General features: G+C 50.5%; 32 protein-coding genes. 24 read left to right on the top strand and 8 right to left on the bottom strand.

Features of this window, described 5'->3' with window-relative positions; translation table 11 throughout:
• Nucleotides 1-17 precede the first annotated feature (17 nt).
• The 13 genes from ACLBLI_RS02825 to ACLBLI_RS02765 all read left to right on the top strand — a co-directional run bounded on the left by ACLBLI_RS02825 (nucleotide 18) and on the right by ACLBLI_RS02765 (nucleotide 6,134).
• Nucleotides 18-365 (top strand): lactoylglutathione lyase, encoded by a 348-nt coding sequence (locus tag ACLBLI_RS02825; protein WP_414829659.1) that lies wholly within the window; start codon nucleotides 18-20, stop codon nucleotides 363-365.
• A gap of 180 nt (nucleotides 366-545) precedes the next feature.
• Nucleotides 546-752, top strand: a complete 207-nt coding sequence (locus ACLBLI_RS02820; protein WP_414829658.1) for a hypothetical protein — start codon at nucleotides 546-548, stop codon at nucleotides 750-752.
• 102 nt (nucleotides 753-854) lie between these two features.
• Nucleotides 855-1,256: a GFA family protein gene (locus ACLBLI_RS02815; RefSeq protein ID WP_414829657.1), complete on the top strand. Its 402-nt coding sequence runs from the start codon at nucleotides 855-857 to the stop codon at nucleotides 1,254-1,256.
• Between the two features lie 614 nt (nucleotides 1,257-1,870).
• Nucleotides 1,871-2,269, top strand: coding sequence for an MAPEG family protein (locus ACLBLI_RS02810; protein WP_414829656.1), 399 nt, complete (start codon nucleotides 1,871-1,873; stop codon nucleotides 2,267-2,269).
• Between the two features lie 29 nt (nucleotides 2,270-2,298).
• The gene (locus ACLBLI_RS02805) at nucleotides 2,299-2,739 is read left to right on the top strand and encodes a hypothetical protein (protein ID WP_414829655.1); all 441 of its coding nucleotides are present in this window, start codon (nucleotides 2,299-2,301) and stop codon (nucleotides 2,737-2,739) included.
• A gap of 157 nt (nucleotides 2,740-2,896) precedes the next feature.
• Nucleotides 2,897-3,085, top strand: coding sequence for a PLDc N-terminal domain-containing protein (locus tag ACLBLI_RS02800; RefSeq protein ID WP_414829654.1), 189 nt, complete (start codon nucleotides 2,897-2,899; stop codon nucleotides 3,083-3,085).
• A gap of 113 nt (nucleotides 3,086-3,198) precedes the next feature.
• Nucleotides 3,199-3,600 carry a TonB family protein gene (locus ACLBLI_RS02795; RefSeq protein ID WP_414829653.1) on the top strand — a complete coding sequence of 134 codons (402 nt, stop codon included), beginning with the start codon at nucleotides 3,199-3,201 and terminating at the stop codon, nucleotides 3,598-3,600.
• 231 nt (nucleotides 3,601-3,831) lie between these two features.
• The gene (locus ACLBLI_RS02790) at nucleotides 3,832-4,068 is read left to right on the top strand and encodes a hypothetical protein (protein ID WP_414829652.1); all 237 of its coding nucleotides are present in this window, start codon (nucleotides 3,832-3,834) and stop codon (nucleotides 4,066-4,068) included.
• Nucleotides 4,069-4,098: 30 nt separating this feature from the next.
• The gene (locus tag ACLBLI_RS02785) at nucleotides 4,099-4,458 is read left to right on the top strand and encodes a hypothetical protein (protein WP_414829651.1); all 360 of its coding nucleotides are present in this window, start codon (nucleotides 4,099-4,101) and stop codon (nucleotides 4,456-4,458) included.
• Nucleotides 4,459-4,660: 202 nt separating this feature from the next.
• On the top strand, nucleotides 4,661-5,128 hold the full coding sequence (locus tag ACLBLI_RS02780) for a 2TM domain-containing protein (RefSeq protein ID WP_414829650.1): 468 nt from the start codon (nucleotides 4,661-4,663) through the stop codon (nucleotides 5,126-5,128).
• A 180-nt stretch (nucleotides 5,129-5,308) separates the two neighbouring features.
• Nucleotides 5,309-5,518 carry a hypothetical protein gene (locus tag ACLBLI_RS02775; protein WP_414829649.1) on the top strand — a complete coding sequence of 70 codons (210 nt, stop codon included), beginning with the start codon at nucleotides 5,309-5,311 and terminating at the stop codon, nucleotides 5,516-5,518.
• Between the two features lie 45 nt (nucleotides 5,519-5,563).
• Complete coding sequence (locus ACLBLI_RS02770; protein WP_414829648.1) at nucleotides 5,564-5,893, top strand: antibiotic biosynthesis monooxygenase family protein; 330 nt, start codon at nucleotides 5,564-5,566, stop codon at nucleotides 5,891-5,893.
• Nucleotides 5,894-5,945: 52 nt separating this feature from the next.
• Entirely contained in the window at nucleotides 5,946-6,134 is a 189-nt protein-coding gene (locus ACLBLI_RS02765) for a hypothetical protein (RefSeq protein WP_414829647.1), read from the top strand.
• A 244-nt stretch (nucleotides 6,135-6,378) separates the two neighbouring features.
• Here the strand turns inward: ACLBLI_RS02765 and ACLBLI_RS02760 are convergent, their stop codons facing one another.
• Entirely contained in the window at nucleotides 6,379-7,179 is an 801-nt protein-coding gene (locus ACLBLI_RS02760; RefSeq protein ID WP_414829646.1) for a substrate-binding periplasmic protein, read from the bottom strand.
• A 9-nt stretch (nucleotides 7,180-7,188) separates the two neighbouring features.
• Nucleotides 7,189-8,307 carry a porin gene (locus tag ACLBLI_RS02755; RefSeq protein WP_414829645.1) on the bottom strand — a complete coding sequence of 373 codons (1,119 nt, stop codon included), beginning with the start codon at nucleotides 8,305-8,307 and terminating at the stop codon, nucleotides 7,189-7,191.
• A 382-nt stretch (nucleotides 8,308-8,689) separates the two neighbouring features.
• On the opposite strand from ACLBLI_RS02755, the gene ACLBLI_RS02750 reads away from it, so the two are divergent.
• The 4 genes from ACLBLI_RS02750 (at nucleotide 8,690) to ACLBLI_RS02735 (ending at nucleotide 10,772) form a co-directional block, all read left to right on the top strand.
• Entirely contained in the window at nucleotides 8,690-8,974 is a 285-nt protein-coding gene (locus ACLBLI_RS02750) for a hypothetical protein (RefSeq protein WP_414829644.1), read from the top strand.
• Nucleotides 8,975-9,082: 108 nt separating this feature from the next.
• Nucleotides 9,083-9,490: an antibiotic biosynthesis monooxygenase family protein gene (locus tag ACLBLI_RS02745; RefSeq protein ID WP_414829643.1), complete on the top strand. Its 408-nt coding sequence runs from the start codon at nucleotides 9,083-9,085 to the stop codon at nucleotides 9,488-9,490.
• Entirely contained in the window at nucleotides 9,477-10,436 is a 960-nt protein-coding gene (locus ACLBLI_RS02740; protein ID WP_414829642.1) for a prenyltransferase, read from the top strand. Before ACLBLI_RS02745 ends, ACLBLI_RS02740 begins: the two co-directional genes overlap by 14 nt.
• Nucleotides 10,437-10,541: 105 nt before the next feature.
• Nucleotides 10,542-10,772 carry a hypothetical protein gene (locus ACLBLI_RS02735; protein ID WP_414829641.1) on the top strand — a complete coding sequence of 77 codons (231 nt, stop codon included), beginning with the start codon at nucleotides 10,542-10,544 and terminating at the stop codon, nucleotides 10,770-10,772.
• A gap of 171 nt (nucleotides 10,773-10,943) precedes the next feature.
• Here the strand turns inward: ACLBLI_RS02735 and ACLBLI_RS02730 are convergent, their stop codons facing one another.
• Entirely contained in the window at nucleotides 10,944-11,258 is a 315-nt protein-coding gene (locus ACLBLI_RS02730; protein WP_414829640.1) for a hypothetical protein, read from the bottom strand.
• Nucleotides 11,259-12,345: 1,087 nt separating this feature from the next.
• Here ACLBLI_RS02730 and ACLBLI_RS02725 point away from each other — a divergent pair.
• The 5 genes from ACLBLI_RS02725 to ACLBLI_RS02705 all read left to right on the top strand — a co-directional run bounded on the left by ACLBLI_RS02725 (nucleotide 12,346) and on the right by ACLBLI_RS02705 (nucleotide 15,160).
• Entirely contained in the window at nucleotides 12,346-12,666 is a 321-nt protein-coding gene (locus tag ACLBLI_RS02725; RefSeq protein ID WP_414829639.1) for a hypothetical protein, read from the top strand.
• Between the two features lie 9 nt (nucleotides 12,667-12,675).
• Entirely contained in the window at nucleotides 12,676-13,203 is a 528-nt protein-coding gene (locus ACLBLI_RS02720) for a hypothetical protein (protein ID WP_414829638.1), read from the top strand.
• Nucleotides 13,194-13,754: a DUF7010 family protein gene (locus ACLBLI_RS02715; RefSeq protein WP_414829637.1), complete on the top strand. Its 561-nt coding sequence runs from the start codon at nucleotides 13,194-13,196 to the stop codon at nucleotides 13,752-13,754. The genes ACLBLI_RS02720 and ACLBLI_RS02715 overlap by 10 nt, the downstream gene beginning before the upstream one ends.
• Before the next feature lie 4 nt (nucleotides 13,755-13,758).
• Entirely contained in the window at nucleotides 13,759-14,250 is a 492-nt protein-coding gene (locus tag ACLBLI_RS02710; RefSeq protein WP_414829636.1) for an acyltransferase, read from the top strand.
• Nucleotides 14,251-14,494: 244 nt separating this feature from the next.
• Nucleotides 14,495-15,160: a YitT family protein gene (locus tag ACLBLI_RS02705; protein ID WP_414829635.1), complete on the top strand. Its 666-nt coding sequence runs from the start codon at nucleotides 14,495-14,497 to the stop codon at nucleotides 15,158-15,160.
• Nucleotides 15,161-15,279: 119 nt separating this feature from the next.
• Here ACLBLI_RS02705 and ACLBLI_RS02700 read toward each other — a convergent pair whose 3' ends face one another.
• From ACLBLI_RS02700 to ACLBLI_RS02680, 5 genes are read right to left on the bottom strand one after another with little or no spacing between them, the layout of a single operon-like run.
• Nucleotides 15,280-16,590 carry a sugar MFS transporter gene (locus ACLBLI_RS02700; RefSeq protein WP_414829634.1) on the bottom strand — a complete coding sequence of 437 codons (1,311 nt, stop codon included), beginning with the start codon at nucleotides 16,588-16,590 and terminating at the stop codon, nucleotides 15,280-15,282.
• A gap of 5 nt (nucleotides 16,591-16,595) precedes the next feature.
• Complete coding sequence (nagA, locus tag ACLBLI_RS02695) at nucleotides 16,596-17,726, bottom strand: N-acetylglucosamine-6-phosphate deacetylase (RefSeq protein ID WP_414829633.1); 1,131 nt, start codon at nucleotides 17,724-17,726, stop codon at nucleotides 16,596-16,598.
• Nucleotides 17,723-18,718 (bottom strand): glucosamine-6-phosphate deaminase NagB-II, encoded by a 996-nt coding sequence (gene nagB-II / locus ACLBLI_RS02690; protein WP_414829632.1) that lies wholly within the window; start codon nucleotides 18,716-18,718, stop codon nucleotides 17,723-17,725. The genes nagA and nagB-II overlap by 4 nt, the downstream gene beginning before the upstream one ends.
• Before the next feature lie 15 nt (nucleotides 18,719-18,733).
• Nucleotides 18,734-19,618: a BadF/BadG/BcrA/BcrD ATPase family protein gene (locus ACLBLI_RS02685; protein ID WP_414829631.1), complete on the bottom strand. Its 885-nt coding sequence runs from the start codon at nucleotides 19,616-19,618 to the stop codon at nucleotides 18,734-18,736.
• A 14-nt stretch (nucleotides 19,619-19,632) separates the two neighbouring features.
• Nucleotides 19,633-22,152: a family 20 glycosylhydrolase gene (locus ACLBLI_RS02680; protein WP_414829630.1), complete on the bottom strand. Its 2,520-nt coding sequence runs from the start codon at nucleotides 22,150-22,152 to the stop codon at nucleotides 19,633-19,635.
• A 450-nt stretch (nucleotides 22,153-22,602) separates the two neighbouring features.
• On the opposite strand from ACLBLI_RS02680, the gene ACLBLI_RS02675 reads away from it, so the two are divergent.
• Together ACLBLI_RS02675 and ACLBLI_RS02670 are read left to right on the top strand one after the other, a co-directional pair.
• A complete protein-coding gene (locus ACLBLI_RS02675) occupies nucleotides 22,603-23,637 on the top strand; it encodes a LacI family DNA-binding transcriptional regulator (RefSeq protein ID WP_218311811.1) in 1,035 nt (344 codons plus the stop codon).
• Between the two features lie 167 nt (nucleotides 23,638-23,804).
• Entirely contained in the window at nucleotides 23,805-25,367 is a 1,563-nt protein-coding gene (locus tag ACLBLI_RS02670) for a tryptophan halogenase family protein (protein ID WP_414829629.1), read from the top strand.
• Nucleotides 25,368-25,842: the final 475 nt, after the last annotated feature.

The following is a 25,842-nucleotide window of genomic DNA, read 5'->3' as shown; positions in this document are numbered from 1 at the left end:
TTTGCCAGGAAAAAGATATGAACGTAACTGATATAAAGCCGTTTATACCCAGTAAAGATTATGAATTATCCCAATGTTTTTATTCGGAAATTGGGTTTCATAGTGAGTACGTTACCGACGACCTCACCCTATTCGAAAACGGAGATTGCTACTTTTTCCTGCAGCGATTTTACGACGAATCGCTGGCCAAAAATTTTATGTTGCAAATCTGCGTGACAGACATACACGAGGCCTTTGAGCGGTGTTCAACGTCGGGGCATAAAACGAAGATATCGCCAATTCAGCAAGAATCCTGGGGACAGGTGTTTTACCTCTGGGGGCCAGTTGGTGAACTCTTGCATATTACACAGTTGCGCCGTGAGTAAAGTCGCTGACGATTACGGTATACCCTACTACATTCACCGCTAACCTCACCGTAAGCTCTTTGCTGTCGTTCACCGGGTGTGGAGCGGGCTGCTCGCGATTCGTTAAATCACTGCTGGGTTTTCAAACCGCAAATAAAAAGATAACCTGACTTTTTCACCTATCAGTTCAAGGATGGTTGCGTGGATATCAGCATTTGGCAATTGTTGCTTCTGGCTTTTCTTGGCTTCTGTCTTGTACCCGTATTTCTTACCGGTTTTTCAACGCGAGCCAAAGGCGCAGAGAAAGCCGGCTGGCTTATTCTGACACTTTTCACGTCATGGATTGGCTATGCCGTTTTTCTGATGGTAACCCAGATAATGAGAGGCGCTTCTCAGCGTCAGGCCTGATAGTAAAGCGCCTGATATCGGGCTCTGTTCAACGCAAATGGCAATATAGAAGATACGCTTTCACACCTACACTTTATGCAGGCTAACCAGGGAAGTAAAACCATGTCTGAATACACGGGTTCATGTTTATGCGGTACGGTACGATTTATCATCACTGGCAGCTTTGACAGCTTCTTCCTGTGTCACTGTCACTATTGCCAAAAGGATACTGGCTCTGCTCATGCTGCGAATTTATTTTCCCGTTCGGCCACGCTCTCATGGCAGGCCGGTGAAGACGCAGTGACCTCGTTTACGCTGAAAGGCACGCGGCACAGTAAGCGCTTTTGTCAGCACTGTGGTTCAGCACTTCCGGGGGCTGACGGTGATGGAACGCTGGTAGTTCCTGCTGGTTCTCTTGACAGCGCCGTTACACTTCCCCCTGCTGCTCACCTTTTCACAGCAAGCAAAGCTGAATGGGATAACGAGCTGGAAACGCTGCCTGCATTTGAAACCCTGCCAACGTAGCGCATCGTGCGTCATCGTCTTATTGATTATTTAGGCGCTGGGCTACAGTGAAAATTGTGATGTTGCCACTACTCTTACTTTTTGGTTATTTGTAGCGACGTGCGTGCAAGCCGTCCTTAATCGAAGGTCAGAAGGTACTGGTGTGCCGAACATTATTTCCGGTATCCGGGTTGTTCGAGGGCGGTGTTGTTGTATTCTGACATTGAGGAATTTTTACTGTGTGTATGACTCGAAATTCACTCAGCCAATACGACGGACCGTTAATGTTATATTTTCAACGCTTTTTATCAGTCACTACCCTACTTTTGCTTTTGTCTGGCTGCGCCTCGCTGCAGTCGCCCGCTTCCGAGCCTTTTTCCTTTAAGACCTTTTTGGCTGATACTGCCATAGAAGCGATCACCGGGGTAAAATCCTCTTCAGGCAACCCCGCTGCGTGCAATCAGATGAAAATGGAATGTCCTGCCTCCAGGTTCAGCCAACAAACGATTAACGGCGAAGTCCGTTGCTCTTGTAAACAGTAACAGCGGTATCGTTACCGGCAGTATCACTCACCGGATTAGCCATACCGTGGTAGCCTTATTGCACCATCATTATCAGCAAGGACACCATTGCCCATGATCAGCTTGTTAGTTCCGATGTTTGCCCACGTAATCTGGTGCACTGCACTTTATGTACTGCTGACCGTAGTGCGCGCCCCTGCAGTATGGGGAATCGGGCAGCGCGCTGATGGCTCCAATCCATATTCCCACTTACAAACGAAAGTCAGCGCCAATCTCAGTAATCAGTTTGAGTGGCCACTGTTTTTTCACTCCGTTTGTGTGTTGCTGATGATTCACCACACCGACATTCCTGGGGTATTCTTATCACTTGCCTGGCTTTTCATAGCCGGCAGGATCGTACATAGTGTGGTGCAGATTTTCTCTTCGAATGTAAGAGTCAGAGGGCTGGTTTTTACCATAAACTTTGCCGCCGTGCTCGCGATGTGGAGCCTTCTGCTATTCGTGACACTCTGAAACTCATCTCGTCAATAAGAATCACTCTTATGAACAACAATACGCCCGATACCATAATCCAGGTTTTTGTAATTATGCTGGGTCTTGTGTCGTTCTGGGTGAGCGCTCATATCATGAGTTGGCTGCCAGAAAGTGCCGTAGCGGCGTCCGCCAATGCGATAATTGCCCTTTCGCCAGCGAATAAACATTTGCTGATAACCTTGTTCTTTTATTGTGGGGCGTTTGTCTTCACACTTCTCATCACCACATCTGGCTATTTCCTGGTATTGAACCTGTTTCGCGCGTCAGTCACTGCTGTCGGCCGACTTTATTTTTCAGGTTACCTTGTCAGTTGCGTAGTATTTTTCAGCGTCACGCTGTTGTTTATGTCGTACGACACTCGTGGAATCATCGAGTTCAATGGCCACATGCTGAGTTATATCACAGGAGCATCAATGGCCTGGGCGGGAGTACATCGTGTTGCAAAGTAGCGTTTTTCTTAACGTGGATTCGTGATTTACCGGCACAGGCTACTACGGCCTGTTTATCATCCGGTGGCGCTGGCGTGACGGTCAGGGATTACCGGTAGAAATGCGCCTGGCGGGTATGCTAACCTTTTTTTTAGATAAACATTGAACAGGGAAGACAATGGGCGGTGTATCACTGGTAGACACACTATTGACTCTTTTTATTTGGATCTTACCCATCTGGATAATTGCGAAATCAGACAAAACTCAGGGGGGAGAAAAAGTAGCGTGGATCCTTGCGGTTATTTTTGTCTCTTGGTTTGCCTGGGTATTTTACTTTCTGCTGGCGCCATTGAAGTCAGAGCGATAGCAGCACGACCATCTGGTCGCAACCGGCCTTCTAGAGCGCGGACGGCAGGTGTCACACGCAACATGACCGCGTAGCTTTTATACACTAACGCTGAATCTAAAAAGGACAAAATTATGAAGGGATACGTTAACACCGCTTCTTTACTGTTTGCTGCCATCTCACTAACGGCCTGCTCGAGCTCATACGGGCCGCTCGAAATTTCCGAAGCTGATGTAATGAAAAATCCATCACGCTGCGGTTTTCATGAAACAGAAAACGATCCGTCAAATATTATAACCCCCATTTCAAGAAAGGATCCGAATTACCCATTGGCTGCGGCGATGGACGAGGTCCAGGGCTACGCGGAAATGGAGTATGATATCTCCGAAGATGGCAGGCCGGTTAACATCAATGTTATTGAAGGGTATCCCGGCGACACCTTTGCGAACGCTGCAGCGGCTGCGCTGACTGGCTGGCGCTTTCCGGCCCAAGCAAGTACCTGCCAGGTGGTTCGCCTTGATTTCCGCTTGGAATAATTAGCGCCACAAGCAAAACACCCCACGTGTCAGCGGAACGAACGCAAGCTAACCACTGGCAACTTCGGGCATAGCCTTTAAGTGTAACGAGTGCAGGTTTCAGCTTGCGTTTTGCTGAAAAGTGACGCCGCCAGGTTCAATACTGTAGTGTTCAAACCAGTAATGTTCACAGGTGGCGTTTTGTAAGACCACTGGTGCCTAGGACATCGTATTGTATGGAGAACTATCTGCATGAAGGAAAGTATTTTGGGCGGAGTGGGGCTGCTGGGAAGTCTTTTTTATCTTTTCCTGATCCTGCTTTGGGTGCTGGTGCCACTATTCATATTTCTGATATCGAAGCGAGTGAAAGACATGCGCGACATAGCCAGGTCGTCGCAGCGCGAGTTGAAAGAAGTGAATGCCAACCTTAAATACCTTAAAAGGAAGTATAATGAGGCGAACGATACGCCTGATGATGCTGCCCACTAATGCAACTGCAGTGAGTATTAAGGATAAGAAATGAAATGGAGTGATTTAAGCTGGCAGCAGAAAACCGTGGTGTGGATAGTTATCGCGATTGCAGGCTGCTTCGCCCCCGAGATTGCGATGCTGGTGCACTTTGGTGGCATTGAAGCGGCTTTCGCGTTCCTGTTTGTCTTCTTTACCCCTGCCGCAGTTTGGTTAAAACACCATTACCAGAAAGCACGCGACAGCATTACGCTGGCTGTGGTTTCACTTCAAACCAGTGCCAGTGCCAAACCGAAAACATTTGCGGTTCAGGCCAGCTTTTGCTGCCTGGCTTTTGCCCTAACCGGCTCGGCAGCTTTTGCCATGAGCTTTTTTATGCCAGGCATACTTTTTAACAGTATGCTAATTTAACCGTACCACGCGTGAAAAACCACGCCAGTTGAATGAATAAGTAACCTTACCCATCGCCCGTGTGCATTTGATTACCAACGCAGGCGATGACTCTGTAGCCCCCGTCGTTATTGCGCTGTCGTAATCGTGTCGTACAAACGCCGTAACCGGCGTTGGAAAAACGTTGCTATAAACACGACTCATAGTAAGCAAAGAGAAATCAATGATTATCAGAAAGCTGCGATTACAACATGGCTGGTCACAGGACCAGTTAGCCCAGTTCAGCGGATTAAATATTCGTACCGTACAGAGAATTGAGCGTGGTCAGCAGGCCAGTCTGGAGTCATTGAAGTCGCTTGCCGCTGTGTTTGACATCGACGTAAGTGAACTGGCAACGGAGGAACCCATGGAAAGCACCACAACGATCACCGCTGAAGAGGCTGAAGCTTTAGAGCGGGTAAGAGATTTAAAAGCGTTTTATACTCACCTTATGGTATTTGTCGTATCAACGGCACTGATGTTTGTTGTTAACCTGATGGTATCGCCCTGGTATCTTTGGGCAGTCTGGGCTCTGGCAGGCTGGGGCTTTGGGATCATGGTTCATGGCATTGCCGTATTTGAAACTTTCAGTATTTTCGGCCCAAAGTGGGAAAAAAAGCAGGTTGAAAAAAGATTAAAGCGTAATCTCTGAGAAGGTAACGCATGATAACGGCACTGCCTGGCTCAACGGGCAGTTGCCACATCGCGCAGAGCATGGCTCTGCGTTTCCTTCGCTATACAACCACACCTGTATCTACACACAAAACAGCCATTGAGGTATCTGCGCCGAGCGCATACTATGAATGGAATCATTGCTGTCATGTGGTCCGTTATGTCTGACACCTCTTCACAAAAACTGCTTCCTGTTGGCCTTCGTCTGCTCATTGGTCTTGCCGGCCTGCCCTCGCTGTTACTCGCAGTTATGCTTAGTTATGCCGCCGTCACTGAAGGGGTCAGCAATGTGGGTGCTTTTGAGGTGCTGTATGCCATCGCGGGCGGCATAGCGCTGTATATTGCTATAACAGGAAGAAGGCTGTTCTGACGCATTCGTGTCAGAGAAACAACGTATGCAAGATAAGGAAATACTATGTATATCGTGATGTTTGAGTTTGTGGTGAAACCCGGTGCGCAACAGCAGTTCCTTGATGCCTGGGCGAAAACCACACAGGGAATTTATCTGTTCAAAGGCAGTCTGGGGTCGCGTCTGCACCGGGATAAGTCCGGCGCACTCATTGCCTATGCCCAGTGGCCAGATAAAGCGACATGGGAGAAGGCTGCCGATATTCAGATGTCACCCGAGTACGAGGCGTTTCGCGCAAGTATGCATGAGGCGTTAAATCTGGAATCCACACGCATCCTCTATGAGATGGAGGTTGAAACCGATTACCTTCAGCGCAGACCGTTTGCGGTGGAATAGTGGTAACCATGGCATCACGCACGGCCCTGCACTGAAAAAAACGCATGGAATTATGAAACAAAAATCCGAGCTGAGAAAAGTTACAGAAGCCGCAATTTACATTGCGCTGGGAGCCTGTGTGTACGAACTGAGCGTACAGGGCCCCGCGCAGTTTCGATTTACCCGCATACTGATTATCGCAGCGGCCGCTTTCGCCCTTATCTGGGTAATCGTTAAGGTGAAAAATACTCTTCGCAAATAGCTCCTGATGCAAAAGGAAGCGGATTACTGGTACTGCTGCCAGCGGTTGCGCTTTCTGCTGCTTCAACCATGTCCGTTGTAATCGGAACATCACGCCAAATTCTGTACCTCCCTCACTGTGAATCTTGCGGTTAACCGTCAGCTTTGCTCTGCTACGAATTAAAGCCTGCTTCTTTCAGGTAACACGCAGCCATAAAAAAACGCTGCACAGCAGCGTTATTTTATATCGCTCTTAGCGCGTCACACTAGCGTCGATCGTAATTCACAGGCTTTTCCGGATGCTGGTAGTAGCCTTCACGCAACAGACGTTTGAAACGCTCCATCTCACCCTGTAACTGCAGGCGTTGCAGTCCCTCATTAAACAGCGACAACACCAACTTATCGTTAGTTTTGCCCTTCGGCACCAGCAAGTGAGTAGTCACAGTAGAAATATAAGGCCGCAGCGCGGTCAGGTTATCTGTCGCTGCATCACTAAATTCACGCTGCAGAATATACCAGCCGGTTAGCTCATCGATGGGAAAGATATCAATATCGCCGTCAATCAACGCGTCGAAATTCGCTTTATCCGACTCCGCTGACACCACGTTCGGCGCATTTTTAATATAGGACGCCAGCTCGTCATTATACAGGTAACCATCGGTGATCCCCATTTTGTACTGTTTAAGATCATCCAGTGATGCCCACTCACTAATGCCACTGTTTTCATTAATATAAAACACCAGATTTTCGACCGATATTGGCTCGCTGTGCCAGAACTCCTTTTCCCGTGAGCGGATAAAATTACCGTACGACAGGGCATCATATTCGCCATTCAGCGTAGCTTCTAAAGCCTCATCCCACGGCAATGAGGTGAACTCTACGATAACGCCGGTTTCCAGAAACGCTTTCGATATAATGTGATTGATATACCCGTTGTGCTCCATCGATGTGGAGGTGTACGGTGCATATTCGGTTGTCGCAATGCGCAACTTCAACCACGCGTGGGCGTCACTTTTTGCTGAAAACAGCACAAGCAACGCACTGAAAATTAATATACTTATGCGCATAATCATCCCCTAAAAATAAATGCCAAGGCTGATGTTAAGCCGGTGAGTGGTATGCTGCCGACTGCCTAAGTCCAGCCCAACGCCAGGGCCTCCGGAAAACCACATATTTTTCCCCTGAATACTGTCGATATACACGTACAGTTTTGACCAGCCAAAACTACAGCCATTTACCCATTGCGAAGACGCCAGTGCCGCGTCATCGTCAGGCTCAACGCGGCTGTATTCGGTATAACACTTCACCGGCGTTAGCGACTTAAACTTCATCGGTAAGGTATAAACCAGGTTGGCTACGTAGCTCTTTCCGGCACTGGTTGCCAAAAACGGAAACTCAAAGGAGGACAGCGCCAGACGATCGGTAGGCTGACCTTCCGGGGCCGCCAGGTCATAATCAAAGTCAGTGAACTGGAAGTCTACCTGGAAAGGGTCCTGAATGTGGCGCAAGTGTAAGGCGTAAGCTGTCATGTCGCCAGAGTCGAGTGTATCCAGATTGAGGATATCGCCCTGTTGAAATGACACGCCGATATCTGTGGTACTGCGAGTGGTGAAATTACCGGTGTAATTTACTCGCAAATTATACTGGCCATCTTCTTTATTGCGAAACTCGCCGTTGTCAGCCACATCAAACGAGTAGCGGCCAAAACGCCCGGCATCATTGTATTCATCATTCAGAAAGTAGCCGCCCTGCACCGTCCAGTCGCCGCGGGTATATTCCACTACCGCACCCGCATCATAGTCATCCTCAAACCCGATATAATAATTGGCCGAGAACCAGAAACTGTTTGACGCAAAAGGCTGCAAACCAAACGGGACTTTCGTTATCCCGGCAGTGGCCTTCCAGTATTCATCGAAGGTGTAGGTTAAATCGGCGTAGCGAACGGTGTTGAAGTCTGTATTCTCATACCACCGGTATTCCGCTTTGTAGCTGAAACTGTCGTAGTCGCCGGAAACATTCAGCCGGAACGATTCGAACTCGAGACCGTCACGCAGCTCATCCTCGGCCCAGTCGATATGACTGTAATTTACTCTGACATGGCCGCCCAATTCGAATGGAAGTCCCTCCTCCTGTGCCTGTACCGGCAACATCGTGGGCAGCGCTAACGTCAGTAAAGTGCAGGTTGTTTTTTTCATACTGCAGTCCTTGCTTATCCTTTCTTCTCCGCAAGGGCAATAGCGCTTACACCGTTGCCAGAATAGAGTGCTAATCGGCAGTGATGCCAGTGGCATACGCGTTGTGAAAGGAATGTTTTTGTTAGTGTGTTAACGGTTACAGCTTTCTGATACACATAGATCACACTGCTACTGTGAGCATAGCAGCAGATTAAGGTTTTTCCGAAAACACGCAGTCAGGCACCTCAGCCCCCGGAATGCGCCTTTTTTGAAAAGTGGTTATCACAACCCCACGTGCAGCTGTATGAGCAGGATACTCATTTAAACCTGTACTTCGGTTCATCTTTACAGACTTTGGTTATCCGCAGTACGATAACTTTCAGGCTTACAACAGGCAACGACAATGCATCCTTTAGATGAAATCGACGATATCAGAGATACAATTGAAGCGGGTAAGCCACGCTACGTTTTTTATTCCGGTGTGCTCGGGGTCGGTATCCCGTTTTTTTTCCTTTTTAAATTCGCTGTGCACTGGTTCAATATACTGCCGTGGGACGAAGATATTATTCAGGTGTTCCTGGCCTCGTTGTTTATGGGTCTGGTTTTAGGATTCTTTCGTTGGTCATCTTTACGCATGACATACGAAATAATGGAAGCAGCAAAGCCTCTCAGGTTTCCTGACGATTGACTCGCCCCGGGTACTTACGCTGCATCGCCTGTAATACCGAACGTCACTGCAAAATGTAAAACGCCGCTACCGGTTTTTGATTTACGACAAACATCTGGGGCTTTTCGGTTGCAATGTCAGATTGACTCGCCCATTCTTTACCAGTCGACCACTCACTTAGGCCAACACACCGCCATGTACGCCGTCATTTTTCGTGCACAAGTGAATATGCTGGATGATGCTTACCTTGCCAACGCAAAACAATTACGAGAACTCGCGTTTGCTAAATACGGCTGCATTGATTTTGTCTCGTCTTTTGAGGCAGGGGTTGAAATTGCCATATCGTACTGGAAAGACAAAGCCTCTATTGCGGCCTGGAAACAGGATATCGAACACCTGTCAGCACAGAAAAATGGCCAGCTTTCATGGTACAAAAGTTACCGCGTACAGGTAGCTAGAATAGAAAGAGACTATCAGTTTCCTTCTCGCCCTGCTCATGATGACAGCCGTTTAGGAAATCGTCATGGAGAGAAGTGACAGCCAGTCTTGTCACTCCCGGGACAGCACATCTGCCAGCGGAATCACTGACACAGTGAAAACGCTTCTCGGCACTTTTCGTATACCTTTTTTGCTACTGACGCCAGCCTGCGTCAGCGTTGGACTGGCGTGTGCTTTAACGGAGCAGAAAAATATTGATGCACCGTCAGTATTACTGGTGCTTTTCGGTGCCCTGATGGCGCATGTCAGCGTCAATGTGTTTAACGAATATGATGATTTTAACAGCGGCCTGGATCTTCACACTTCACGCACGCCGTTTAGCGGGGGCAGCGGCGCGTTGCCTTCACATCCGAAGAGTGCAAGGCTCGCCCACATTACTGCATGGATAACGCTACTCAGCAGTGCGCTTGTGGGATTGTATTTTGTGTTCCTGCAGGGTTACGCGCTAGTTCCACTGGGCCTTACAGGGCTTTTCCTGCTGGTCAGCTATACCCGCTGGTGGGTCTACCATCCCGTCCTGTGTTTGCTGGCACCGGGTTTGGGTTTTGGCGTTCTGATGGTACAGGGCTCAAATGTGGCACTTACCGGCAACTACTCAGTTGCAGCGTTTGTCGCATCGCTTTGTCCAACGTTTCTGGTAAGTGGATTGTTGTTACTCAATCAATTCCCCGATGTAGAGGCCGACCAGACAGTGGGCCGTAACCACTATCCAATAGCTATAGGTCGTGCAGCAAGCGCCAGGCTTTATGCCGTGCTTTTGCTGCTTGCTTACCTTAGCGTGGTGGCAGGCATCGTCATTGACGTATTACCTATACATGCGACACTGGCCCTGTTTACTGTGCCATTGGCGATGTTTTCGGTAAGAATCGTCATGAAGACACCTGATGACATCCCGGCTTTAGCGCCCGCTATGGCGGTAAATGTGATGATTAATCTGTTAACACCACTTCTGCTGGCGACCGGGTTGTGGCTAAGCATTGCCTGAATGCAGCCTGAGAGGCAGGCTGAAATCGCTAACCGCACAAGTGCGACCTTGTCGCCAGGCCGTGTTGATGTTAATTGCCGCAATGAAATAGAAGGAAGGGAAATAATGCGAGTTTTAATCCTGTTCGCAATGCTATTAACAGCGGGCTGTACCACCACCGTTCGTGATATCCCGTCCACAGACTCTCCGATATCGCCATCGCAGAGCTTCCAGCACTGTCGGGAGGTTAAGCGCCAGTGTGATGCACTGCAAGGTGATATGGAATCCGAACAGGGAGAGTACGAGCAATGGGATTACGAGGATGGTTCGGTAGGTTGCCGCTGTCACTCGACGTGAACAGGCTGCTTCGGGGCTTACCCTTCTCATTCACATATTGCTCACAATATAACCATATTACAGCACCCGGAAAGATTTACAGGCTTCATGGCGCCCTGCTACCAACTGAATTTTCGCGCAGGCATAAAAAAACAGCCCCAATTGGGACTGCTTTTTTAGCGTACCGACACCTTAGTTTTTCGGTTCGTCATCTTCATCTTCTTCCGGCATTTCTACATCGACTTCCGGAACAGTCACTTCCACTTCTTTGGTTTCTGTACCAACTTCAACATCAGCCGTTTCTACTTCATACTCAGGCATTTCACCGCCTTCAACGTCAACGCTTGGCATCTTACCGTCTTCTTTCTTAACGACTTCGTATTCTGGTACTTCACCGCCGTCAACTTCCACATCCGGCATTTCGCCTTCTTCGGTTTTATTCACGTCACATGCAGTTAGGGCTAATGCAACACTGGATATTGCAAACAATTTGGTCAAATTAAGCATCTGTCTCTCCATTTCTTTGCTTTGTTCACAACAGACGTAGCAGGTATTGTGCCAGCACAACCGATATGTATGACGAGGGGAATATTCTGACTACCTGATTGCCGTAAGATAACTACTCTATGACGACGCTCATCTTGTCAGCTTTTACTACACGATTGGCGTTCGCGAATAAGCGCGGCTCAGTGCTTGCGCGACCGGCCTGCTGTACTCACCGATTTTATAATCGTTTACACTCCTTGATAATGCCAGGTGGCGGAACAACCTTCACGTACGAAGCCACGCGCAAGCACATGAAGATGTGTAGGTGAGCGATAAGAAACAAGTCGCTGCGTGAGTACGGGACAACTGCTGAGGGTAGAGAGTGCCTCTACCAAAACCGCAACGGGCTGGATAAGTAAAGAAAACACCGGAGAAAACACTATTTTGCCTTTGCGGCACTGTTAGTACGCAGCCCCTGCATTATTACGGCAACAGTAAACAGGTCGCCCTCTGAATAGTGCCTGATTGTCTCTGTCAGGGTACATATCGCCGTATTACAGCCGAGCTCTGCATGCCAGCGTAGATAGTACTGCTCTGCACGTCTGCCCGTCAGACTCTCGCAGTTATAGAGCGTCGCCGTTACGCGCCGTCACTGGAAACAGACTTTCGCATTGCTAACCTTTTCAATACACAGACAGGCGACGTCTTCTGGGATCTGTGACGCTGGTTCACCACGACACACCCCGTTACACTCGTGTCGGCGGCAGCCATTGAGTCTGCTTTCTGCGCTTAGTAAAGTATCCTTAACTACCCGGCCGTCAAGAATAAAGTCTACGGTGGCTATGTTTTTGTAGCGAGCATAAGTTATCTGAAAAGGTACAGGTTTTTTACCAGAAAAATCAGGTTATGATAGCGGTAAATCGCAAACCGGAGAGGATATGAAAACACGAGACATGCCGCTCTCGATGAGCACCTCAGCCGCACCATACAGGGGCGCAGCCACCTTTTTTTCAGCGATACTGAGGAGGTGTGAGCGTTTGACGGTGCTGATTCTGACCGCCTTTGTTGCGGTATCTGCTTTGCAGCTCAAATCAGGCTCTCGCTAGTTTTGTCTTCAATTACGCGTTCAGTTTATGGCGATATAGCGGCGGTTGCGGCCATCATCGCGTTGCTGGTATTTGCCTGGTATTGGAGCGAGGCGCGCAAGGAAGTTACCTACCTGTGTGGAAACTTTTATCAGGGAATTACGAAAGAGAGTGTGAAAAGGCAGTTGGATACCGCTAATTTATTGCGATATCGCACCGAGTTTACCGCGAATGGAAGCAAGATCGTTGCTGACAGCCTGCTACACATAGATGAGTACGCCTGCACTATATGGTTTAGTAAGCAAAACCGCGTTATTGAAGTAAATGTCAGTAAATCGTTATAGAGGGAAGCTATGAAATACCTGACAATCCGACAACACATCTACAGCCCGCGGCACCTGATGGAAATTCATGATGACCGCCGCAACCCGCTTTATGAAACGTATTGTGAGCAGGGCATGGCATTTAATGTCTGGCACGTGATGAAGGATTATTGTCCGGTACTGACATTCCGACGAAAGATCTTCGCTAATGCTGCCACCTGGCATGTGTCAGGCAATATGCAGGATTACTTGGTAAAGCGTAAGTTCTGGTCGTTAACCCCTCGCTATCAGGTGCTTGGGGGGCCGTTTCAGGGATGTGAAGTTACCGGCAACATCGTTGATCGTACGCTGAAGTTCTATTATCAGGGCAAAGTAATGGCAACAGCGGATGATCCGTCACTAAACCTGCCAGATAAATACCAACTAACCGTATACCGGCATGACGAACCAGCCTTGCTTTTCATGTCGTTGATGTTGGTGTTAGTGCATATTGAAGCGTTTATTTTATACAAGCGTCCGCCACCAAGAAAAACGGTAAAAAAGGCCTCATGGATATAACCGCTGCACAACAGGACATGCGCGCTGGCTACCTCAATGGCGCAACAGGCTTGTTGGTCTCAGGGCTCGTTTGGCTGGCAGCAACCTGTTGCGTGCTGCTTATCTCTATGCAGGCCAGTGCCCTGGTACTGTTTTTTGGCGGCATGCTGATATTTCCGTTAAGCCTTATGCTGGCTCGTGCCTTTGGCTGCCCGGGCAAACACTCAGCTAACAACCCCCTCTCTGCGCTGGCAATGGAAAGCACTGTGGTGCTGTTTATGGGCTTGCTTATCGCCTTTGTCATGCTGTTCAGCCAACCCTGGCTTTTTTATCCTTTGATGCTGCTGACTATCGGCGTGCGATATCTGCTATTTCACACATTATACGGTTTAAAGATTTACTGGCTGATCGGCATCGTGCTGATGGCAGGTGGCGCGGCAGGTATGTTCATCAGACTCCCGGCGTATCTGTCCGCAGGCTACGGTGCGCTAGTAGAACTGGTGTTCTGTGTGGTGCTGCTGACTACAGTAACCAGAAGCAATAACTCCTTAACTCTGCCAAAAAGTGAGTAACCACTTGCAATCAACAAAAAGCAAATCATCAGAAGCGCTTCCAGAAAACGGCAAGAAAGTGCGGTTAACACTCAGGCGATATGTAAAGCGACAGAACGGCGTTCGGCTTGGCGCTTCCGGCTCTTTTAGAAACATGTTGGTTCGTGCATTTGGAGCCAGGGGTTTCGACCGGTTCTGGACTCACTGGAACCCCATTTTCAGTTTCTATCTGGGTAAATATATCTTTCACCCTGTTTCTCAGGTAATGCCGGTATCGATAGCACTAGTTATTACGTTTGTGGCAAATGGGTTACTTCATGATGCGGTTACCATGGCTGTACGTCTCGAACCGGCCTGGTTTTTCACGCCCTGGTTTCTGATAATGGGGCTAATGGCTGCCATTCACCGCCAGTTGCCAGTCAGATATGCTAATGTTCCTTTTTTGGGGCGAATACTCATCAATACATTACATATTGCTGTTGCGCTTATTTATCCTGTCTGGATGCATTCTTTCTGACAAAGCGACAATGCGGAAAGTCGCCACTGCTATTAACGGTGTTAACCACCACATTGCGTACCTGTGTATCAACTTGGTGCAGCGTTTACAGATACGCAACAGCCTGTTCACTGAACTGAAAAGAGTTGTAAAGCCAGCCATACCATTCGCGCTTTAGCCTGCCGAAGCAATCTGTTTCAGGCACTGCTATCAATGGTGGTGCCGCCGTATAATACCTACCTAACTTCGTAACCCATTATTTTTTATGCAAAAGACAAATCACAGTGTCATTGAGGACGTGTTTGCCCTGTTGTGTGCAGGCTTGTTTGTTGCGTTCGGGGTACATTTGTTCCAATCGCAGGACCTGATGATCGGCGGGGCTGCCGGCATCGCCTTACTTGGTAGCTATGCGGCGGGGCTGGATTTTGGTGTATTGTTTTTCGTTATTAATCTGCCGTTTTACGCGCTGGCATGGACGCAAATCAGCAAACGTTTTACGCTGAATACGTTTATTTCTGTTTCCACGGTTTCGCTGTTGAGCGATCAGGTGCAACACGTAGTTGATATCAGCCGGATAAACCCAATTTTTGCGGCGGTATTTGGCGGCATTCTGATTGGCACCGGTATGCTTATCATGTTTCGCCACTCTTCAAGCTTAGGCGGACTCGGTATTCTAGCGTTCTATCTGCAATCGAAATATAACCTTCGGGCAGGCACGTTCCAGTTGTCTGTGGATAGCGTGATCCTGGCGGCAGCGCTGTTTTATATTGAGACACCATTGGTCGTGATTTCCGTACTTGCGGCATTTTGCCTCAACATGGTGATATCACTTAACCATCGTCCGGAAAGGTACTCTTTGCCGGTAAAGTCCGAAAAGGGCGATGACGCTAACGTCTCGCTCGGCAACGATATGCACCCGCAAAACGGATAATCATCGATAAAGAAGGGAGCATTGCTCCCTTCTCTGTTTACTTCATTGAGATGGCTGACGCTGGTCGGGATTGACTTGCGTATCTCTAACGCGATGTCAGCGTCACCGGCCAATAAGCATTACCAGCTTCGCTTTTTGTACCCAACCAGCCCGTACCAGCCAATCAGGCCATAACCTACCAGCAGGATGACATACGCCGAACGCAGACTGGTAATATCAGCAAGCGCACCGTAAAGCAGCGGCAGCACCGCGCCACCGGCAATCCCCATGATCAGAACTGCCGAGCCTCGTGCGGTCAGTTTACCTAAGTCTGCCAGCGCCAGCGGCCAGATAGCCGGCCAGCACAGCGCGTTTGCCAGACCAAGCAGAGCAATAAGAGCAACGGAGTCGGGTACGACCGGCACGCCCATCCAGCCCCACAACGCTGTCGCGATAGCGGTACTGCTGTCGCTGCTTAACAGCAACAGCACGGAAACAATCAATCCCAATACGGCCGACCCTGTGAGCGCCTGGCTCTGTGATACAAACCGGGGAATAAGCACTAATCCCGCCAGGTAACCAATCACCATAAACATCATGGTGTAAGCCCCAAGGCTGGTGACATTCGACAGCCCCAGAGAAGAGCCGTACAGCCCGATGGTATCGCCGGCGATGACTTCTACCCCTACATAAAAGAATAACGCCATTGCCCCAAGAATTAGCTGCGGATAGCGCAGAATACTTTCGTGAGACGGCGCATCCGATGGTGCTTCTTCGCGAATCGGTGGCAGGTTAACTCTGGACAAACCAAGCGCCAGCACAATCATGGCGATTGCCATACCGACGTAGGGTGTGATCACTTTATTGGCCATTTCAGCTACCAGCACAGCGCGGTCAGATGCGCTCATTGCGTCCACACTGGCTTTACTTACGTCCGGAAAGTCAGACAGTACCAGAAAGGTAAACAGGATTGGTGCCAGTACCCCAGCCGCTTTGTTTAACAATCCCATCACAGCGATCCGGGCTGCCGCACTTTCGTGGGGACCAATACGTACGATATAGGGATTGGACGCCGTTTGCAGAATGGTCAGACCGGAGCCCATCACAAACTGCGCCAGCAGGAAGATACTGAAATAATGGGTTTTAGCAGCTGGCACAAACATTACAAGCCCCAGCGCAATCAATCCCAGACCGATGACCATCCCGCGCTGATAGCCGGTACGATCAAGGATCCATGACATCGGCAAGGCCATCACCACATAGGCAATGTAAAAACAAAAGGCCACGAACAACGCTTCTATTTCGTTCAGATCGCAAATGATTTGCAGAAACGGAATAAGTGAGCTGTTCAGCCAGGTAATAAACCCAAAGATAAAAAACAAAACCCCGATGGTGATCATCGGTATGAGCGCGCTTTGACGCGCAGTGTCGGATTGAGCCAGTGTTGTCATTGTTATTACTCCGTTGGCGTGTCCGTCAGGCGGCCCTGCTGCCAGACGTGGGTAAGGGTAAGCGAGTGGTCGAGCGCCAGAATATCTGCCGACAATCCTGCCTCAAGCTTGCCGTATCTATCGGTAATACCCAGCATTTCAGCCGGTGTCTGGCTTGCCATTTTCACGGCGTCTGCTAAGGGGACGGCGCACTCTGACACAGTATTTCTTAGCGCCTCTATCATGGTCAGGCACGAGCCTGCCAACGTACCATCCGGCGTGGTCAGCTTGTCGCCATCACGAACAATGTGCGTATCAAAGAAAGGCACTTCCTGTAGGTCTGTAGCCGCCAGCGCCATGGCGTCGGTTACCAGCATCATTCTGTCAACTCCTTTAGCCCGAAAGGCGACCTGACAGGCAACAGGGTCGACATGATAGCCGTCAACAATAATGCCGGCATAACTGGCGTCATGGGCCAGTGCTGTTCCCACCATGCCTGGCGCGCGGGACTGCAGCGGCGACATCGCATTGTATAAATGGGTAAAGCCTACCGCACCGGCCTGAAGGGCTTCGCCTACTTCTTTCGCGGATGCATCTGAATGCCCGAGAAACACTTTTACGCCAGCGTCAGTCAGAACACGAATGACCGCAGGAGACACATTTTCCGGCGCTACAGTGACCATTACCACACCCAACGCCGGATTCTGCAAAATGGCCAGTTCCTCATCGCAAGGGGGGCGTATGAATGCTTCACTGTGCACGCCCTTTCTCGCGGTACTTAACCACGGGCCCTCGAAATGCACGCCAACGATACCGGGAATGTCATTGCTTCGGGCGTCAATAATCGCCTGTGCCGCAGCAGCCATCGTTTCCGTTGAATCCGTGATAAGCGTTGGCATCATGGCCGTAGTGCCAAAATGACGATGCGCGCACATCATGGTGTTAATGGCCTCCATAGTGCACTGCTGATTTAACAGTACCCCACCACCGCCATTGACCTGGACATCGATAAAGCCCGGGATCAGCATGTCATGTGCGCCAGCGCGCTCCTTGTCGGTAGCATCGCGAATGTCCTTGATGCAGGAGCCCTCAACTACCAGCGTTTTATATGCCTCAAACCCGACAGGTGTGAGTACTTGCTTACCCGTGACAATCATACTGTTTCCGTAACTTTTTTCAGGCCAGGTGGGGTATCAGGGTCCAGCCCCATTTCCTGGGCAACCTGTTCAATATCCAGATAAAACCGCTGCATAATGACCAGCGGCTGCAGCCGTTTGTGGGTGCCTGTGCTCAGGCTGATATCCGTTACTCTTGCGCCACGCTGCGCAATATCAGCCAGTTGCGAAGTATGAAAACTGGCTGTCTCATCATCCAGCGACACATTTATTACACACAGCTTTTTCTCAACCAGTGTCACCGGGCCATGCAGGAACTCTGCGCTACTAAATGCTTCGGCATGGATCCCAAGCACTTCTTTTAACTTCAGGGCGATTTCTCTGGCGATGGCATAGCCAAAGCCTCTTCCCAGTACCACGCAGTGAGCAATGCCGCTGAGATCCTCTGCGCGTAACCTGGGTCCGGCCTCCTGCGCTTTTTGCATGCAGTCCGGCAACCCATCGAGTGCCTCTTTCAGAGCCGCATCAGGCTTCCAGCAGGCGTATAGCTGACACAGTGCGCTTAGCGTCGCCAGATAACTTTTGGTGGCCGCGACCGCTTTTTCTTTTCCTGCGTGCAGCGGTAAAACAGCGTCTGCCATTTCGGTGAGCGGCGAGGTAGTGTCGTTCACCAGCGCGACACAATATGCGCCTCCCGCTTTCGCCAGTTTGACCTGGTGCAGGATATCCGGGCTTCTTCCCGACTGAGAAATGACAACAGCAACACAACCCTCCAGGTTCAGGGTAGCCTCAAACACCCCGGCCACAGACGGTGCTGCGGCAATTACCGGCACGCCACAGCCCACTTCAAATAAATACTTTGCAAACACGCCGGCATGGTCCGAGGTGCCCCGACCAATCATCATTATTGCCCGGGGTGGCTGTTGACGAAAACGCTCACCTAACGCTTCACACGTTTCGCGGTTGCTCGCTAGCTGTGCACGAATCACACTTGGGCTGGATGCCGCCTCGCGTGCCATAATACTGGTAGTCATAAAGCTGAAAGTTTCCTATTTCGCGTGTTGCTGATAATAAAAAGCGCCCCACTCCGGGCCATGCTGCGCATGAACAATGGCTTTTTGCACATCGTCCGCTAACCAGGGGGTTATCGAACCGGCGACACCACCCACCAGCACCAGTTTATTGCCGCTTAGCGCAATGGCTTTTCTGGCAATGGCAGTAAGGTACTGTGCCCCATTCTCAATAATCTGAGTTGCTGCTACATCACCGTCTCCTGCCAGTTGCAGCAGCACTGGTGACAACTGTCCGAAGTGTGCAGGCGGTGCCTGGTTGAGCCTGTCGACCAGCGCAAGTGGCGTATGGCACTGATAGTGGTCGCACACAGCATTCGCCAACGCGCTGCCTTCCTGCACACCATCCAGCACCTCCAGGGTGTGGACCACGGCCTGACGCCCCATCCATGCCCCGCTGCCCTTATCCCCCAGCGTAAATCCGTGACCGCCAAACTGCTGAAGTTTGCCCTGGGTCAGCGCTGCGGCACAGGAGCCGGTGCCAACCACCAGTACGGCGCCGTCGCAACCACCGTGCGCACCCAACATGGCGGCATGGAGATCAGAGGTAAACGAGAACGCAGCAAACGGATGTTGCCAGTTATTCAGCGCATCTGATGCCGATGGTAAATTTGCGCCTGCCAGCCCAGCACCTACCGCCGTTTTACGAAGTTGTTCGGGCGCATTTAAACCGGCATCAGCAAGTGCTGCAGATACCGCGTTTACAATTGATTGCCGGGCGATGTCTGCAGCCCGGGCTACATTTGCTGGCCCGGCAACGCCGGCACCGATCACGTCGCCTTTGGCGTTGTAGGCTTCTGCACGGCACTTCGTGCCGCCACCATCAACACCTACATAAAAATAATTACTCGATTGCAATGTCATGTCCTCTGCTGCCATTACTGCTGTGTGGCCGCAGCCTTTGCAGGCTGCACGCTGGCGCTAACTCTGTCAGTTCCTGGCAGAAATGTACGGTAGTAATACTCAGGCTTGAGTGTGAGCGCCTTGGTTACCGGCTGCCACTGTGTATTATCTGCCGACCAGGCGATGCCAAGCCCCGGATAAGCAGCATTTACGTTCACACTGCCATCTATCACTTTTACTCCCGGCGGCGGCAGACGGAAATTTACCTGCCGGTCGACGAGTTGTTTTAACTGATAGCTTACCAGTTGCCCGGCAAAAGCCGAATATGCAGCGTACTGCTGTTCATGCAGGGCATTCACCGCGTCCGCTTTCCCCGCCACGGTATCAATCGCCTCCTTCGTCCATGGAGCTGGATTCCATGCACGCTCGGCCAGGGCAAACAGGCGCGGATAGACCATATACTCCAGCGTGTCAGCACTGCGGATCACTTCCGTCCACACTTGTCCCTGGATCCCGGCGATGTCTTGCGCTGCATCCGTATACTCAGGGTTCTGGCTAAACGGCTTGCCCATCCTGTCTGTCCAAAGGTATTGATGTACCGGCAGCACCTCAGGCGTAAACTGAAACACTTTAAACAAGTCCGTATTTTTAGACCCCCAGTAATACCCTGGCTCTTCAGGATGATTCTGATAAGGGAAGTCGAAATACAGAACATCCGGGAAAGCCAGCACAGCCTGCGCCTGGGACTGTTTCCATTCAGCAACCGTACCTGCTCCACCCGCTGGCAGCGTTGTCCATACGGTTACCAGCGTATCCTCAGTGCGTTTCTGCGCTGGCAACATGCTCATGCCGTCACTCCAGCCGCCCAGAATCAGCCCTTTATCTTTGGTTAGTTGCTGCACTTTCTCTACGAAGTGAGCCAGCAGCTGATGCGCTGTCTCCTTGGTCAGCGGTTCACCCAGCATGGCCTCACAGGCAGGCGAGCTCACCCAGGCGCCGCCGGTCTCATCAGCGCCCATATGAAAAACTTTCAAGGGCGCGCCGGCATCATCGTGTAACTGCTGTATACGGCTGATCACGGTATCGACAAATTCATAGGTATCCGCGATACAGGGATTGAGGGTATTGTCATTATAAAACTGAATAGAGCGGTAAACAGTGGTGTCTTCCTCTTCTACCAGATCCGGGGACTGAGGATGCGCCTGCAGTCGCGCCTGCATGCTTTTTATCGCGGCGCGGGCATGTCCCGGCATATCAACCGAAGGTATAATTTCGATATGACGTGCTGCCGCATACTGCACCAACGCTTTATACTCGACTGCCGAGAGATAGCCATTTACGCTGCTATTTGCGTCTGGCCCGCTGCCAAGCTGCGGCATGAGACACGCGCTTCCATTCTCTGACTCACAGCGACGACTACCGATATCAGTGAGCTCAGGATATTCTTCAATCTCCAGGCGCCAGCCTTCATCATCAGCAAGATGAAGATGCAGCTTATTTAGCTTCACCCGATACATTTGCTCAACCAGTTCAAACAGCACGGCTTTTCCCGGAAAATTGCGGGCCACATCAACGTGCATGCCACGGTAGCGGTAGGCCGGTTCATCAGCAATGCGGACAGACGGGAATGCCTGCTTACCAGGCTGATACAGCTGCGCCAGTGTCATCAGTGCATAATCTCTGGCAGACGCACTTGCGGCAGAAATCGTTATACCATCACTGTCTATGCTCATCTGGTAAGCCGAGCCAGTCACTTCCTGACTTTCTTCAAACCTTACCGGAAAGCCGTTTGCTTCAAGCCGAATTCCAGCTTGCTTAAGTACGCTACGGGCAGGATGTTCCGATGCCAGCGTTATTGCAAGAGCCGCAGCCGGGATCGTTTTGCCTGTCATGTCCAAAGTTGTGACATCCGGAATAACGCGGGGGGCGCTGTCGGGACGGTAGTCAGCCCAGTTAGCATAATGTTCAAACAGCCACTCAGCATCGGCCAGCGGCATTGTATCTGCCTGGCTGCGTCGGGTCTGATTCGGAGTTGTCCATTCCCCGGCATGAACCGGCGTATTGATGTTACGAGCCGGATCGATTCTCGCCCGGGTAGCCTCGATAATCACCGGCTCTGCCCCGGGGGCTACCAGATACCAGTTCGGGATAGCATCAGAACGGGACACATGCCAGAACAGTGCGTGAAGAGTGCCTTCAAGTGTCTCACCCGGTGACAGAGTGCGTACTGGCGTAAGTGCGTGCAAATCACCGTTAATGTGCGTTACGGTAAAGTCGTCAGATGTGACTGCCTCAACGGGAGCGACATGACTGAAGCGAATCTCCCAGTCAGAATCGGGCAATGTGGCTGGCAATGTCAGGGTAACGGCGGCACTAAAACAATCGCTGTCGATTCCCGCTTCCCGGCACGCAGACTGTGAGACTGTATCGATGACCTGATATTTCACCCCCAGATTATCCGCCAGTTGTTGCAGCGGCGCTCGAGAAGGTGCTGAATGTACGCAGCCTGCTATGCAGAGCAAACCACTTATCAGTAACATTGTTTTATTGAGCATTGTGTCCCACCAGCGTAAAACATTCCCACACTTTTTGATAACGCTGTCATTTAGCACGAAAACGCATCAAAAGCAGATACTACAGGGCATAGTTAACAAATAATAATAAGTATTAAAGACCGCGTGACAACGCTGTCATTAATTTCACTTTACAACATGCCTATTGTTCATGCAAACTTTTATTAACATTAACTGTGCTACCCATGTCTACCCCACGTGTTCCCTGTGGTATGAGCAGGTATGACCTGACAACCACATCGTCAAACGGAAATTTTGCCGCGTTTATTGCAGTAAGGTCACCGGTCAGAAAGTCAGGTTTCGATGTAAATTATTTGCATATGACGGACATGAGCACTACTCATTATTGTTGGAAAAAGGCATCATAGGTGCCTGTTCGAACAGCGTTATCGCTCAGCAGTGACGATAACGACATTCAGGAATTGTTGTGGCGTGAAAACAACCATAAAAGATGTCGCTAAACTTGCCGGTGTATCCTTTAAAACGGTGTCGCGGGTGATCAACGCGGAACCTACCGTTAAACCGGAAACCGTAGAGAAAGTCCAGCAAGCCATTGCGCAGTTGCATTATCAGCCCAATACAGCAGCCCGGAATCTGGCAGGCACCAAAGCCTATGCCATTGGATACGTCTACGACAACCCGAACGCTTACTACGTTATCAATATGCAAAACGGCATACTACGGGAGTGTCGCGAACGCGGTTATGAGCTGATTATTCACCCCTGTCAGGCCGCAAGTCCGAATGTCATCGACGAAATCGTGCAAATGGTGAGAAAGTCTCAGTTGTCTGGCCTTGTGTTATCGCCACCGTTATCGGAAATGGCCAGTGTCATGGATGCACTTGATGAGCTTGATGTCCCTTACGTGCGGATCGTGTCAGGAAGCGCAACCAAACGTACGCACCGTCCGTGCGTATTTGTTCACGACAGAGATGCCGCCAGAAATATTGTTGAGCACATGATTTCACTGGGGCATAAACGTATTGCCTTTATTTCCGGTGACAAGGGTCACCGTTCCACAGAAGAGCGAAAGCAAGGTTATCGCGAGGCCCTTATCGACAGTGGCCTGAGTGTGGATCCGGCACTGGAAATTGACGGTAGCTATTCGTTTGAGAGTGGGGTTAAAGGGCTGAAGACACTGCTGGAGCAAGACGATGTTCCTACGGCTATTTTTGCCTGTAACGATGAGATAGCGTCAGGTACCCTGTTTGCTGCAAGACTGAACGGTATCGACGTGCCCGGTAAACTGGCAATTGCCGGCTTTGAGAACTCGCCATTCTCACGACAAACCTGGCCGAAACTGACGACGGCGGCGCAGCCAACCGACGAAATTGCGCGCGACGCTGCCCGTACGCTTATCGACATGGTGCAATCGGGCCGTAATGCGCGGTTCGCCAGCCAGGAAGTACAGCATGTGCACTTTCACCCGGAGCTGGTCGTCAGGGAGTCTACCTACCTGCCCGACTAACCGGTTTTACAAGTGCGTCATCAGGCCGGTACTATGTTTTATCAAAGACGATGCGCTGGCTACCCTGTCGTTTGTTGTGAAGACATACAATTGCCTGCCAGAGCAAACGTGCCAATGGTATGCGCCATGGCTGACACCATGCATATTAAGAATAAGAGATGCGCAACATGAGTCAGGTTTCCCGATTAGTGATTGTAGGTGGCGGGATTGCCGGCTGGCTGACCGCCGCCTACATGGCAAGAACGCTCTGTGACAAGGTAAATCACGACATTCGTATTACCCTTGTTGAGTCACCGGGCAGCACCCCGGTTGGCGTAGGCGAAGGATGCTGGCCATCGCTTCGCAATACCCTTGCCCATCTCGGAATTTCGGAAAACCGTTTCATGCAGGAATGTCAGGCGACGTTCAATCAGGGAACCCGGTTTGAAAACTGGCGACATCACTCCGCGAATACCGATAACGATGCGTTTTATCACCTGTTTGATACCCCTACACTCAACTGGCCGGTGAGCCCGGTGCCGTTCTGGTTATCGCACCTTCGCGACGACCCACACCCTTTCGCCGACTCAGTATCGATACAACAACAGGTCTGCGAGGCAGGACTTGCCCCCAAGCAGCTATCGACGCCAGAGTTTCAGGGGCACCTGAATTATGGCTACCATGTCGATGCCGGAAAGTTTGCTAATTTGTTGTCTCGTGTTGCCAGCTATGAAATGGGCGTATCACATATTCAGGCAGACCTTACCCATGTGCATCACAACCCCACGGGGGCAATTAGTCATATCACGACCCGCCAGGCCGGGGATATTGCCGGCGATATTTTTATAGACTGCACAGGGTTTTCGTCCCGCTTGTTAGCCCAGTCGATGAATGTGCCTTTTGTGGATTACAGTCATATTCTGCTGGCCGACCGTGCTATTGCCGTACAAGTGCCTTATGCAAGCGACGACGCTGAAATTCCCCCCTTTACCCGTGCTGTCGCGCAAGACGCCGGATGGATATGGGATATTGGGCTGAGAAATCGTCGCGGCGCCGGCTACGTATACCGATCTGCTGACTGTAGCGACTTGCAGGCACGGGAAGCCTTAATGACGTACCTGGGCGATGAACAGATGCCTGGCGATATCAGAGTAATTCCGCTTCGCCCTGGCCGTCGCGCGAAAGCATGGCAGCATAACTGTGTTGCTATTGGTATGTCTGCTGGCTTTATCGAACCGCTTGAGTCCTGTGCCCTGCTAATGATTGAAGATGCCTGCAAACAGGTGGCTGATTTGTTTCCGGCGCGACAAGAGGATATACCTCACGCCGCAGCGCTGTACAACGACAACTTTATTCGCCGCTGGGACAATGTGGTGGAGTTTATTAAGCTTCATTATGTTCTCAGTGGCCGTGAAGATACCGCGTTCTGGTTGGACAATAAGCGTGAAAGCACCTGGCCAGACGGATTGAAACAAAAATTACTGCGCTGGCAAAGTGCGCCACCAGCAAGCTATGAATTTCCTGATTGTCAAAGCCTGTTCACACGGGAGCATTACGAATTTATCCTCTTTGGCATGCAGTCAGAAACGCAGTTGCAAACTATGGCTGACAGTTACGGCAAGGCCTCCGACCTCGCGAGAATGGCGTCCGCAGCGTTGGAAGAGCGCTGGGGCTATACGCAGGCGAAACTTGGGTCCCACAGGGCACTTATTACTGCGCTGGAGAAAGACCGGTTCCCGCGGGCCAGATAGGCAGGTGGCCGCGCGGTAACTAACGCTCACCACCTCGTTACGCAACCTTATGCGAACTGAGGTAGTCATGCCTTTGGCCGCCTCGCCTGTGTTGTCTCCCCCTGAACATGGGTCAAAACAGCACCTGATAACAGTGACAGAACGACAACCAGTCCTGGCCCTTGTGGTCACCATTGTCTGCTCAGCGTTTGGGCCCCCCTGAAGTAACAGGGTTGTTAACACACCGTCTGCTTATCGCAATGTCATAACGGGTTATTACGCACACCTCGCGAAACTTTCATCCTATTTTTATCATTTTTTCCCCGCGAAACTGCCTAAATTGAATTATTTTTGCACAGCCATATCGTCCGTTTCGCCTTGTGTCGTGGGGAATGCAGCATGTTGCTGTAAAAAACATGTAAAAAAAGTCTTGATGACAGCGCTGTCAGGATTTAAGATTGTTCAAAATGACATCGCTGTCATTTTAACTTCACCT

The organism is Alteromonas sp. H39 (assembly GCF_047556435.1).
In the GTDB taxonomy this organism is placed as follows: Bacteria; Pseudomonadota; Gammaproteobacteria; order Enterobacterales; family Alteromonadaceae; genus Alteromonas.
This window is presented reverse-complemented; position numbering and strand designations above follow the sequence as displayed.

What these genes read in the sequence shown, in the direction of transcription:
- ACLBLI_RS02825 (WP_414829659.1), top strand. Translation starts at nt 18, where the DNA reads ATGAACGTAACTGATATAAAGCCGTTTATACCCAGTAAAGATTATGAA.
- ACLBLI_RS02815 (WP_414829657.1), top strand. Translation starts at nt 855, where the DNA reads ATGTCTGAATACACGGGTTCATGTTTATGCGGTACGGTACGATTTATC.
- ACLBLI_RS02810 (WP_414829656.1), top strand. Translation starts at nt 1,871, where the DNA reads ATGATCAGCTTGTTAGTTCCGATGTTTGCCCACGTAATCTGGTGCACT.
- ACLBLI_RS02805 (WP_414829655.1), top strand. Translation starts at nt 2,299, where the DNA reads ATGAACAACAATACGCCCGATACCATAATCCAGGTTTTTGTAATTATG.
- ACLBLI_RS02800 (WP_414829654.1), top strand. Translation starts at nt 2,897, where the DNA reads ATGGGCGGTGTATCACTGGTAGACACACTATTGACTCTTTTTATTTGG.
- ACLBLI_RS02795 (WP_414829653.1), top strand. Translation starts at nt 3,199, where the DNA reads ATGAAGGGATACGTTAACACCGCTTCTTTACTGTTTGCTGCCATCTCA.
- ACLBLI_RS02790 (WP_414829652.1), top strand. Translation starts at nt 3,832, where the DNA reads ATGAAGGAAAGTATTTTGGGCGGAGTGGGGCTGCTGGGAAGTCTTTTT.
- ACLBLI_RS02785 (WP_414829651.1), top strand. Translation starts at nt 4,099, where the DNA reads ATGAAATGGAGTGATTTAAGCTGGCAGCAGAAAACCGTGGTGTGGATA.
- ACLBLI_RS02780 (WP_414829650.1), top strand. Translation starts at nt 4,661, where the DNA reads ATGATTATCAGAAAGCTGCGATTACAACATGGCTGGTCACAGGACCAG.
- ACLBLI_RS02775 (WP_414829649.1), top strand. Translation starts at nt 5,309, where the DNA reads ATGTCTGACACCTCTTCACAAAAACTGCTTCCTGTTGGCCTTCGTCTG.
- ACLBLI_RS02770 (WP_414829648.1), top strand. Translation starts at nt 5,564, where the DNA reads ATGTATATCGTGATGTTTGAGTTTGTGGTGAAACCCGGTGCGCAACAG.
- ACLBLI_RS02765 (WP_414829647.1), top strand. Translation starts at nt 5,946, where the DNA reads ATGAAACAAAAATCCGAGCTGAGAAAAGTTACAGAAGCCGCAATTTAC.
- ACLBLI_RS02760 (WP_414829646.1), bottom strand. Translation starts at nt 7,179, where the DNA reads ATGCGCATAAGTATATTAATTTTCAGTGCGTTGCTTGTGCTGTTTTCA.
- ACLBLI_RS02755 (WP_414829645.1), bottom strand. Translation starts at nt 8,307, where the DNA reads ATGAAAAAAACAACCTGCACTTTACTGACGTTAGCGCTGCCCACGATG.
- ACLBLI_RS02750 (WP_414829644.1), top strand. Translation starts at nt 8,690, where the DNA reads ATGCATCCTTTAGATGAAATCGACGATATCAGAGATACAATTGAAGCG.
- ACLBLI_RS02740 (WP_414829642.1), top strand. Translation starts at nt 9,477, where the DNA reads ATGGAGAGAAGTGACAGCCAGTCTTGTCACTCCCGGGACAGCACATCT.
- ACLBLI_RS02735 (WP_414829641.1), top strand. Translation starts at nt 10,542, where the DNA reads ATGCGAGTTTTAATCCTGTTCGCAATGCTATTAACAGCGGGCTGTACC.
- ACLBLI_RS02730 (WP_414829640.1), bottom strand. Translation starts at nt 11,258, where the DNA reads ATGCTTAATTTGACCAAATTGTTTGCAATATCCAGTGTTGCATTAGCC.
- ACLBLI_RS02720 (WP_414829638.1), top strand. Translation starts at nt 12,676, where the DNA reads ATGAAATACCTGACAATCCGACAACACATCTACAGCCCGCGGCACCTG.
- ACLBLI_RS02715 (WP_414829637.1), top strand. Translation starts at nt 13,194, where the DNA reads ATGGATATAACCGCTGCACAACAGGACATGCGCGCTGGCTACCTCAAT.
- ACLBLI_RS02705 (WP_414829635.1), top strand. Translation starts at nt 14,495, where the DNA reads ATGCAAAAGACAAATCACAGTGTCATTGAGGACGTGTTTGCCCTGTTG.
- ACLBLI_RS02700 (WP_414829634.1), bottom strand. Translation starts at nt 16,590, where the DNA reads ATGACAACACTGGCTCAATCCGACACTGCGCGTCAAAGCGCGCTCATA.
- nagA (WP_414829633.1), bottom strand. Translation starts at nt 17,726, where the DNA reads ATGATTGTCACGGGTAAGCAAGTACTCACACCTGTCGGGTTTGAGGCA.
- nagB-II (WP_414829632.1), bottom strand. Translation starts at nt 18,718, where the DNA reads ATGACTACCAGTATTATGGCACGCGAGGCGGCATCCAGCCCAAGTGTG.
- ACLBLI_RS02685 (WP_414829631.1), bottom strand. Translation starts at nt 19,618, where the DNA reads ATGACATTGCAATCGAGTAATTATTTTTATGTAGGTGTTGATGGTGGC.
- ACLBLI_RS02680 (WP_414829630.1), bottom strand. Translation starts at nt 22,152, where the DNA reads ATGCTCAATAAAACAATGTTACTGATAAGTGGTTTGCTCTGCATAGCA.
- ACLBLI_RS02670 (WP_414829629.1), top strand. Translation starts at nt 23,805, where the DNA reads ATGAGTCAGGTTTCCCGATTAGTGATTGTAGGTGGCGGGATTGCCGGC.